At 70.4% G+C, this 8,427-nt stretch carries 8 protein-coding genes; 4 read left to right on the top strand and 4 right to left on the bottom strand.

Annotation, left to right across the window (positions count from 1 at the left end; genetic code table 11):
- Nucleotides 1–71: 71 nt before the first annotated feature.
- The gene (locus tag AC08OO_RS20865) at nt 72–497 is read right to left on the bottom strand and encodes a GNAT family N-acetyltransferase (RefSeq protein WP_011437295.1); all 426 of its coding nucleotides are present in this window, start codon (nt 495–497) and stop codon (nt 72–74) included.
- 58 nt (nt 498–555) lie between these two features.
- Nucleotides 556–1,335: a sporulation protein gene (locus AC08OO_RS20870; RefSeq protein ID WP_476611421.1), complete on the bottom strand. Its 780-nt coding sequence runs from the start codon at nt 1,333–1,335 to the stop codon at nt 556–558.
- A 187-nt stretch (nt 1,336–1,522) separates the two neighbouring features.
- Here AC08OO_RS20870 and AC08OO_RS20875 point away from each other — a divergent pair, with 187 nt between their 5' ends.
- Entirely contained in the window at nt 1,523–2,098 is a 576-nt protein-coding gene (locus AC08OO_RS20875; RefSeq protein WP_035733167.1) for an Ntn hydrolase family protein, read from the top strand.
- A gap of 29 nt (nt 2,099–2,127) precedes the next feature.
- On the opposite strand, the gene AC08OO_RS20880 is transcribed toward AC08OO_RS20875, so the two are convergent.
- Nucleotides 2,128–3,117: an aldo/keto reductase gene (locus tag AC08OO_RS20880; RefSeq protein WP_476607828.1), complete on the bottom strand. Its 990-nt coding sequence runs from the start codon at nt 3,115–3,117 to the stop codon at nt 2,128–2,130.
- A gap of 287 nt (nt 3,118–3,404) precedes the next feature.
- Here AC08OO_RS20880 and AC08OO_RS20885 point away from each other — a divergent pair, with 287 nt between their 5' ends.
- From AC08OO_RS20885 to AC08OO_RS20895, 3 genes are all read left to right on the top strand, one after another.
- Nucleotides 3,405–4,787 carry a TerD family protein gene (locus AC08OO_RS20885; RefSeq protein ID WP_476611424.1) on the top strand — a complete coding sequence of 461 codons (1,383 nt, stop codon included), beginning with the start codon at nt 3,405–3,407 and terminating at the stop codon, nt 4,785–4,787.
- A 62-nt stretch (nt 4,788–4,849) separates the two neighbouring features.
- Nucleotides 4,850–5,527, top strand: coding sequence for an AIM24 family protein (locus AC08OO_RS20890; RefSeq protein WP_011437290.1), 678 nt, complete (start codon nt 4,850–4,852; stop codon nt 5,525–5,527).
- A gap of 84 nt (nt 5,528–5,611) precedes the next feature.
- Nucleotides 5,612–6,586, top strand: a complete 975-nt coding sequence (locus tag AC08OO_RS20895; protein WP_476611422.1) for an AIM24 family protein — start codon at nt 5,612–5,614, stop codon at nt 6,584–6,586.
- A 42-nt stretch (nt 6,587–6,628) separates the two neighbouring features.
- Here the strand turns inward: AC08OO_RS20895 and AC08OO_RS20900 are convergent, their stop codons facing one another.
- Nucleotides 6,629–8,140, bottom strand: a complete 1,512-nt coding sequence (locus AC08OO_RS20900) for an FAD-dependent oxidoreductase (RefSeq protein WP_476618949.1) — start codon at nt 8,138–8,140, stop codon at nt 6,629–6,631.
- Nucleotides 8,141–8,427: the final 287 nt, after the last annotated feature.

Below are 8,427 nucleotides of genomic sequence, written 5' to 3' on the forward strand. Positions count from 1 at the left end.
CCTGACCCCCTGACCCCCTGTCCCCCGACCGCCGGGCGGCTGACGGCCGGGGGAGGGACTGCGGAGGGACCTCAGAGTCGGCGGGTGAAGTGGAAGGCCGCGATCGTGAAGCCGGTTCGCAGGTAGAGCCGGTGCGCCTCGTAGCGGTGGGTGCCGGCGTCGAGATGGATATGTTCGCAGCCGAGCCGGCGCGCCTCCCGTTCACTCCAGGCGAGCAGCCGGGTGGCGTGCCCCCGCCCCCGCGCAGCCAGGATCGTGGACAGATCGTCGATGACCAGATGCCGCCCGTAGGCAAGCGAGGTCACCTGCCGGAAGCCGACCGCCGCGACCACCCGTCCCAGCTCCCCGTCCCACGACGCGACCAGGCGGTAGCCCTCGGGGCGCTGGACCTCGTTGACGAGCTTGACGAACCCGGTGGAGGTCAGATGCGGCCGAAGCTGCCGCATGGGGTCGAACGCCAGCCAGGTACGATCCGCCTCCAGCTCCTCGATCTTCACATACCGTATTCTTGCAGCTTCACCAGGTGAGCCGACGTCCCCCGGACGGGTAGAGCGCTCAGAACCAGCCGCGGCGGCGGCCCAGGTGCTCCAGCTGCTGGTGGAGCAGCCCGGCGAGCTGGTGCCGGTCGGTGTCGTGGTGGCCAAGCCGGAACCGGCTGAGCTCGTCGCCGCCGGAGGACAGCAGCCCACCGCGGCGGTCGGCCTCCAGGACGACGTCCACCCCGGAGCCGTCGACGAGGAAGGTGACCTCCAGTTCGGAGATGCGCCGGGCGTACTCGTCCGACGGCTTCAGCTCGATCTCCTGGTAGAAGGGCAGGTCGGAGCCGTGTAGGCGGCCCTTCTCGACGTCGGCGGACTTGAAGTGGAAGCCGAGGTCACCGAGGGCGGCGAGCACCGCCTCCTGGACGGGCAGCGGGTGCACGTTCACCGCGTCGAGGTCACCCGGGTCCACCGCCCCGGGGATGGCCAGCTTGGTCCGCACCCCGATCTTCATCCCGTGCAGATGCCACCCGCCGATGTCGGTGATCGGGGTCTGCCACGGCACGGGCAGCTCGAAGCGGCCGCTGATCTGCTGCTCCGGGTGGATAGTGAAGCCGCCACCGATCTGCTGGGTACCGAAGGTGACCTGCTCGTGCCAGGTCGAGTCGTCGGTCTCGACCTCGACGGTCGCCTCGAGCGCGACGAGGACCTTCTCGATCTTCTGCTCGACCTTGCCGCCGGTGACGGTGGTCAGACCGGTCACGACCTGGCCCGGCAGGGTTTCCGGACGGTCCAGCACGGTCTCGACCTCGGCCCCGCCCACACCGAGCCGCGACATGAACCGCTTCATCCCCATGGGGTGCCCGTCCTCCGCTTCCGTTCTCGTGTGTGCGCAGGACACGTTCTCACATCCGCCTGACGACCGGACCGCCGGAACGGCTCCCGGGTCGGCAGGGTGACAGCGGGCGGAGCGTGTCAACGGGCTGGTGGCGCGGATGGGGTACGGCGGCCGGCTTCGGGGCGAACCGGTACCATTCCGCTTCGTGACCTGCATCGTCGGGGTACAGCAGGACGGCCGGGTCGTGATCGGTGGGGACAGCGCCGGTGTCGCTGGCTGGTCTATCACTGTCCGTGCGGATACCAAGGTGTTTCGTAACAGTGAGTTCATTATGGGGTTCACTGATTCGTTCCGGATGGGCCAGCTGCTCCGCTACAGCCTGGTGCCCCCGGTCCCGCAGGACTGGGATCTCGATCGGTTCATGGCGACGGACTTCATCGCGGTGGTCCGGGACTGCCTGCGCGACGGCGGCTTCGCCCGCAACGACTCCGGCAACGAGAGCGGCGGGCTGTTCCTGGTCGGCCTCCGCGGACACCTCTACCGCATCGACTCGGACTACCAGATCGGCCGCAGCGCGGACAACTACTATGCGGTCGGCAGCGGCGACGAGTACGCCTGCGGCTCGCTGCACAGCACCCGGGGCCTCGACCCGAAACAGCGGGTCCGGATGGCGCTGGAGGCCGCGGCCCACCACTCGACCGGGGTGTGCCCGCCGTTCCACATCATCTCCTCCGACGACATCTCCTCCGACGACGTGACCACCTACGACGCCTCGGACTGACCGGACGCCTCGGACTGGCCGGACAGTGGTCAGCGGTGGAGCCGTTCCGTGGCCAGCGCGGCGAAGGCCGACGTGCCGGCGAGCGGTTCGAAGCGTTGCGCGGCGGCGGTCAACGTGCCGTACTCGTCCTCGGTGAGCGTGATGTCGGCCGCGGCGGCGTTGTTCTCCACCTGGGCGACGCTGGACGCCCCCGGGATCGCGACGACCGACGGATGATGGATCGCCCAGGCCAGCGCGATCTGGGCGGGGGTGGCGTCGTGCGTGGCGGCGACCTCGCGTAGGACGTCGAGCAGCGGGGTGGCGCGGGCCAGGTTCTCGGTGAGGAACAGCGGGTTTATCGCGCGGATCCGCCCGGTCGGGCGGTTCGTGACGTCGTAGCGGCCCGAGAGCAGCCCCTGGCTCAGCGGGCTCCAGGCGATCACGATCCGGGACTCCCGGGCGGCGAACGCCAGCAGCTCCTCGCCCCGCCTGCGCCGAACCAGGCTGTACTCGACCTGGTTGGACAGGATGGGCGCGCCGAGCGCCGCCTCGGCGTCCTGCCAGCGGGTCAGCGAGTAGTTGCTGACCCCGACGTCCCCGACGAGGCCGACGGCGCGCAGCGCCGCCATCCCGCGCATCGTCTGGCCGTCCCTGATCACCGGATTGGGCTGGTGGACCTGATACAGGTCGATGCGGTGCACCCCGAGCCGGTTCGCGCTCGCGACCGCCCGCTGCTCGACGATCGGAGCCAGCGGGAGCACGGGGAACACCTTCGTCGCCACGTACGCCCGGTCCAGCGCGTCCGGGATCCCGGCCAGCGCCGAGCCGAGGATGCGTTCGCTGCGTCCCATCCCGTAGATCTCGGCGGAGTCGAACAGCGTCACCCCGAGTTCGAGGGCCCGGCGCACGATGCGCCCGGCCTCGGTGTCGGCGTAGCCCGCCCCGTACCCCCACTCCCTGGACCCGAACTGCCAGGTTCCGAGGCCGATCTTGGATATCTTCCTACCGCTGGCTGTCGTGATGCCATCGACGTAGCGCATCTGTCCAGTGAACGCCCGACCATGTCGGAGCGCGAGAGGAGCCTCACCGGTAGCCGCTCCGATGCCGGTGTCGTCGTCGAATCGTCTTGTCCGCGAATCGTCTTGTCCGGGGATCGACAGCGTTCCCGGCGCCGACGTGTTCGGCTGTACTCTCCGGCAGCTGCTAGGTTGCCGGCAGTCCGGTTCGTGCGGATGCGGGCGGGTGCCGGCTGGCCGGCTGGGCGCGGTAACGCCGGTAGGTCATGGTTGCGCCGGTCCGGCACGGAATGCCAGGTGGAGGGAGCGTGTTGGTCACCCAGTTCAGTCGAGGGCAGAAGGCGCAGCTGTCGACGATCACCCCGGGCACCGACCTGTACGTCGGGATCCAGATCAATGCGCCGGGGGAGTGGGACATCTCCTGCTTCGGCCTGGACGGCGCCGATCGCCTCACCGACGACCGCTACTTCGTCTTCTTCAACCAGCCGGCGTCGCCGGAGAAGTCCATCCAGCTCCTCGGGCCGCAGGCCGGCGACAGTCAGGCGTTCCGGGTCACCCTCGACCAGGTGCCCGCCTCGATCGGCCGGCTGTCGTTCTGCGCCGCCCTCGACGGTGCCGGTAGCGCCTCGGCGATCTCGTCGGGGTACCTGCGGATCGTCGTCGCGGGAACCGAGGTGCTGCGCTACTCCTTCACCGGCGCCGACTTCACCAGCGAGCGCGCCGTGATGATCGCCGACATCTACCGCAAGGGCGTGTGGCGGATCGCCGCCGTGGGCCAGGGGTTCCAGGGGGGACTGGCCGAGCTCATCCGCTCCTACGGCGGTGAGGTCGCCGACGAGGCGCCGCAGCCGGCCCCCGCCCCCGGGTTCGGCGCCCCCGGGTTCGGCGCTCCGCTCGCTGCACCGCCGCCTCCGCTCGCCGCACCGCCGCCGCCCATGGGCTTCGCGGGTGGGATGCCCGCCACCGGCATGCCGGGTGGGATGCCGCCGACCGGCGCGTTCGGCGGACCCGAGATCCTGCCGTCGCAGGCGCGACCCACCCTGCCCGGGGCGATGAACAGCCTGGATCCCTACCGTGAGGTGCCGACCGCCGGTCGGTGGACCCAGCAGAACGGCAAGCTGGTCAAGGTCACCCTCGGTCCGGACGCGTTGGCGCTGCGCGGGTCGATGGTCGCCTACCAGGGCAGCGTCGAGTTCGACTACAAGAGCGGCGGGCTGCGCGGTCTCATCGAGGGCAAGCTGACCGGCCAGAGCCTCAAGCTGATGACCTGCAAGGGCTCGGGTGAGGTCTTCCTTGCCCAGGACGCCGCGGACCTGCACATCGTCGAGCTCGGCAGCTCCTCCCTCTGCGTCAACGCGAAGAACCTGCTGGCGATGGACGCCACCGTGCGCACCGAGGTGCGTCGGATCGAGAGCCCCGGCATCCCCGGCGGGGGGTTCTTCCACTTCGAGGTCTCCGGGCCGGGTTCGGTGGTCGTCATGACCAAGGGGTCCCCGATGACCCTCACCGTGCAGGGCCCGACCTTCGCGGACATGAACGCCCTTGTCGCCTGGACCACCGGCATGCGGGTCAGCGTGTCGACTCAGGTCCGGATCTCCCGGCAGATCTACGCCGGCGGTAGCGGCGAGGCACTGGCTCTGCAGTTCATGGGGTTCGCGGGGCACTTCATCGTCGTCCAGCCGTACGAGGTCTGAGGCGTGTCGACCATCCGGGAAGCGCGCCTGGCGGGAGGACCGCCGGGGGAGAGGAGCGGGCCGTGCAGGGCAGCCTGATCCAGCACTACGGACCAACTCCGATCATGGAACGGATGAGCAGGCACGGCTCGAAGATCGCCAAGGTGGTCATGAACCCGGGCCAGGATCTCTTCGCCCGGGTCGGGTCAATGATCGCCTACGAGGGGTTGATCGACTTCAATCCGCAGCCGCCACAGCTCGGCCGGATCGCCTCCTCCTGGGCGACGGGTGAGGGCGTTCCGCTCATGACGGCGACCGGCCAGGGGCTGCTGTACCTCGCGGACTACGGCAAGGAGGTCATCGTCGCGCAGCTTGCCGGCGAGGGACTCTCGGTCAACGGCAAGAACATCCTGGCCTTCGACGCCGGGCTGCAGTGGAGCATCGAGCGGGTCCGCGGCATCACCATGCTGTCCGGAATGGGGATGTTCAACGTGGTGGTGCGTGGGCACGGCTGGGTGGCGCTGACCGCCAAGGGCAGTCCGATCGTGCTCGACACCCGGGAGGCGTCGACCTACGTCGACACCGACGCCCTCGTCGCCTACACCGATGGGCTGCGCGTCGAGCCCCGGCGCACCGCCCGGCTCGGCGGGCTCATCGGGCGCGGCTCCGGGGAGGCGTTCCAGCTCGGCTTTTCCGGCCAGGGGTTCGTCGTCGTGCAACCGAGCGAGGACGAGCGGCCGACCTTCTCGGTGCGGGGCTGAGGCCGCGATGGCACGGTGGGGGCGGGCGGCCGGGTACCGGCGCCGGACGGCGGAGCGCACCGCGGAGAGGACGGGGACGGCGACATGACGCAGGGCGGGATGTACGGCGGCCACCCGGGTGGTCCGCAGGGCAACTATCCCGGCGGTGGTCCGGGCTATCCGCCGGGCCAGGGGACACCCCCCGGTGGCTCCGGTGGTCCCGGTGGTCCCGGTGGGCCGGCAGGCGGCATCCGCAGCAGTCTCCTGGACAATCCCGAGCGTCCCTCGGACGAGCCGTTCTCCCTGCAGAACGGCAAGATGCTCAAGGCGACGCTTGGCGCCCGCGGGATGCGGGAGTTCTATGCCCGCAAGGGCGCGATGGTCGCCTACCAGGGTGCCGCGAACTTCGACGCGCACTGGGAGGGCTGGGGCTCGCGTTTCCACAGCTTCTTCAGCGGCGGCGAGGGCCTGAACCTCATGCAGGTCTCCGGATCGGGTTCGGTCTTCCTCGCCAACCAGGCGCAGGACATCCACATCCTCGACCTGGTCGGTGACGGGCTCACCGTCGACGGCAAGAACGTGCTCGCCTTCAACGCCGACCTGACCTGGGACCTGGTGCGGGTGGACAGCCAGGTCGGCATCGCCGGTGTCGGGAGCTACCAGGTCGAGCTGCGCGGCAACGGCCGGGTCGCTGTCTGCACGTCCGGGGCGCCGCTGGTCATGCACGTAACGCATCAGAACTACTACTTCGCGGACGCCGACGCGGTCGTCGGCTGGTCATCGAGCCTGCAGGTCTCGATGCAGGCGGCGGTGACGTCCTCGGCCGTGTGGCGACCCCGGGGGAACACCGGGGAGAGCTGGCAGATGCAGTTCACCGGCGAGGGCTTCGTCATCGTGCAGCCCTGCGAGCTACTTCCGCCGTACAACGTGCTCGCGGGTGCCGGTCTCGCCGGACAGTTCGGCCTCGGTCAGGGTGGGTTCCAGGGCAACCAGCACGGCGATCACGGCGGTCACGGCGGTCACGGCCCAGGCGGCGGTTTCGGCGGTGGCGGCCTAGGCGGTCTGTTCGGTAACCGCTGAGGCGACACCGCCTGCGACGGACGGGCGGCGAGGCCTGGGGGCTCATCTCGCCCGCTCGACGTCCTCGGCGTATCCGGCATTCTTGGTGTATCCGGCATCCTCGGCGAACACGTCGGGGGTGCGGACGTGTTCGGGCCGAAATCCGATGCCGATGACCCGCCCGAGCACCCGCCCGATCCGCGGCGCCGCCGTGGCGGTCACCCCATGGGACATCATGGCCGTCACCAGGTTGGACATCCCGGCCCGCACCGCCCCCGTCATCGTCCTTGCCGTTGCGTTCGTCGTTGCGTCCGTCGTCGCGTCCGTCAGGGGGGCACGCGCGACCTGGCGCGACGGGCTGCCGCCGTGCGCTGGCCGCTCGTCGTCACCCAGCAGGCGTACCAGGAAGGCGCCCTGCCGGACCTGGATCATCTGCATGAGTACGACCGGCCAGGTCCGCCGGCGCTGCACCCGCCGCAGCTCGGCCGGCTCGGGCGGCCCGGCCCGCAGCGTCACGGCCATCAGGTTCGCCGTCGCCACCGCGTCCTGGACGGCGTAGTTCACCCCGACGCCGCCCGCTGGGGACATCGCGTGGGCGGCGTCGCCGATGCAGAGCAGACCCGGCTGGAACCATCGGCGAAGCCGGTCGACCTGCACCACCAGGGTCTTCACCTGGTCCCAGCCAGTGAGGTCGTCAACGGCACCGGACAGCGCCGGCGCCGCGGTGGTGATCTGCGCACGGAACGCCGCCAGCCCGCCGGCCGTCCTTGGCTGCCGCTGCGCCGACCCCTTCCGGAGCACCATTCCGCACTGCCAGTAGTCGCGTCGATCCAGGGTGATCAGGGCGTGGCCCTTGCGGAGGTGCGCCAGGGTGAATCCGTCCCCGTTCCCCTCCTCCTCACGCCCGTTCCCCTCCTCGTTCCCGTTCCCGTCCCTCGCCGCCCGGCGGCCGCTCGCGGACCTGTCACCCACGTCTTTCGGCAGCCGGAACCAGAGGACGTCGAAGGGAGCGCCGCGCTCCCGCACCGGCAGGCCGGCACGGGACCGCAAGGTCGAGTGCCGGCCGTCGGCGGCCACCGTCAGATCCGCCCGGATCTCGACCTCCCCGAGAGGGCCGGCCGCGCGCACGCCCACGACCCGTCCGTTCGCCCGGACCAGGTCGGTCGCCTCGGTGCTCATCGCCAGGCGGAACGTCGGATAGGCACCGGCCCGCTCGGCCAGAAACGTGAGAAAGTCCCATTGGGGCATCAGGGCGATGAACGGGCAGGGCGTCCGCAGGTGCCGGAAGTCCACAACGGTCCGGCGCCGGCCCGCCATATCCAAAGCCAGCGTGGCGGCCCGGGTGTGCGGGATGCGAAGGAAGTCCGTCAGCAGGCCCAGCTCCGCCATCACTGCCATCGTGGACGGGTGAATCGTGTCACCGCGGAAGTCACGGGCGAAATCATCGTGCTTTTCCAGCACGATGACGTCCACCCCTGCGCGGGCCAGCAACAGACCGAGCGTCATCCCCGCCGGCCCACCGCCCGCGATGACGCATCGGGTGGTCCAGCGCAACGGTGCGGATGGTGTTCCCATACCAGCTCCCCGGATCCCGCCCCGGGCCTGCCCCGAGTCGGCCGCCACCAGGCGGAGCGACCGCGGCGGTCCCCGGAGCCCGTCGTCCCCGTCATCCTGCCCGGACGTCCTGCCCGGCCGAGGAGATGATCGAACCTGCCGTCGCCAGGCGCTGAGACTCCCGCTCGTCAGGTGCAGCCCTTCCAGCGCGAACCATTCGATGGCCGGAGGCTGGACTTCCGCGAGTACCGGTAACAGTTCGACCTCGTCGCCCGCCAGGAGGGGGCATCAGGACGGGGGCATCGGGG

This window comes from Frankia sp. CeCAU1 (assembly GCF_977971845.1).

Bases quoted from the DNA above. Each gene is read 5' to 3' on its own strand.
- AC08OO_RS20870 (WP_476611421.1), bottom strand. From the start codon at position 1,335: ATGGGGATGAAGCGGTTCATGTCGCGGCTCGGTGTGGGCGGGGCCGAG.
- AC08OO_RS20880 (WP_476607828.1), bottom strand. From the start codon at position 3,117: ATGCGCTACGTCGATGGCATCACGACAGCCAGCGGTAGGAAGATATCC.
- AC08OO_RS20895 (WP_476611422.1), top strand. From the start codon at position 5,612: ATGACGCAGGGCGGGATGTACGGCGGCCACCCGGGTGGTCCGCAGGGC.
- AC08OO_RS20900 (WP_476618949.1), bottom strand. From the start codon at position 8,140: ATGGGAACACCATCCGCACCGTTGCGCTGGACCACCCGATGCGTCATC.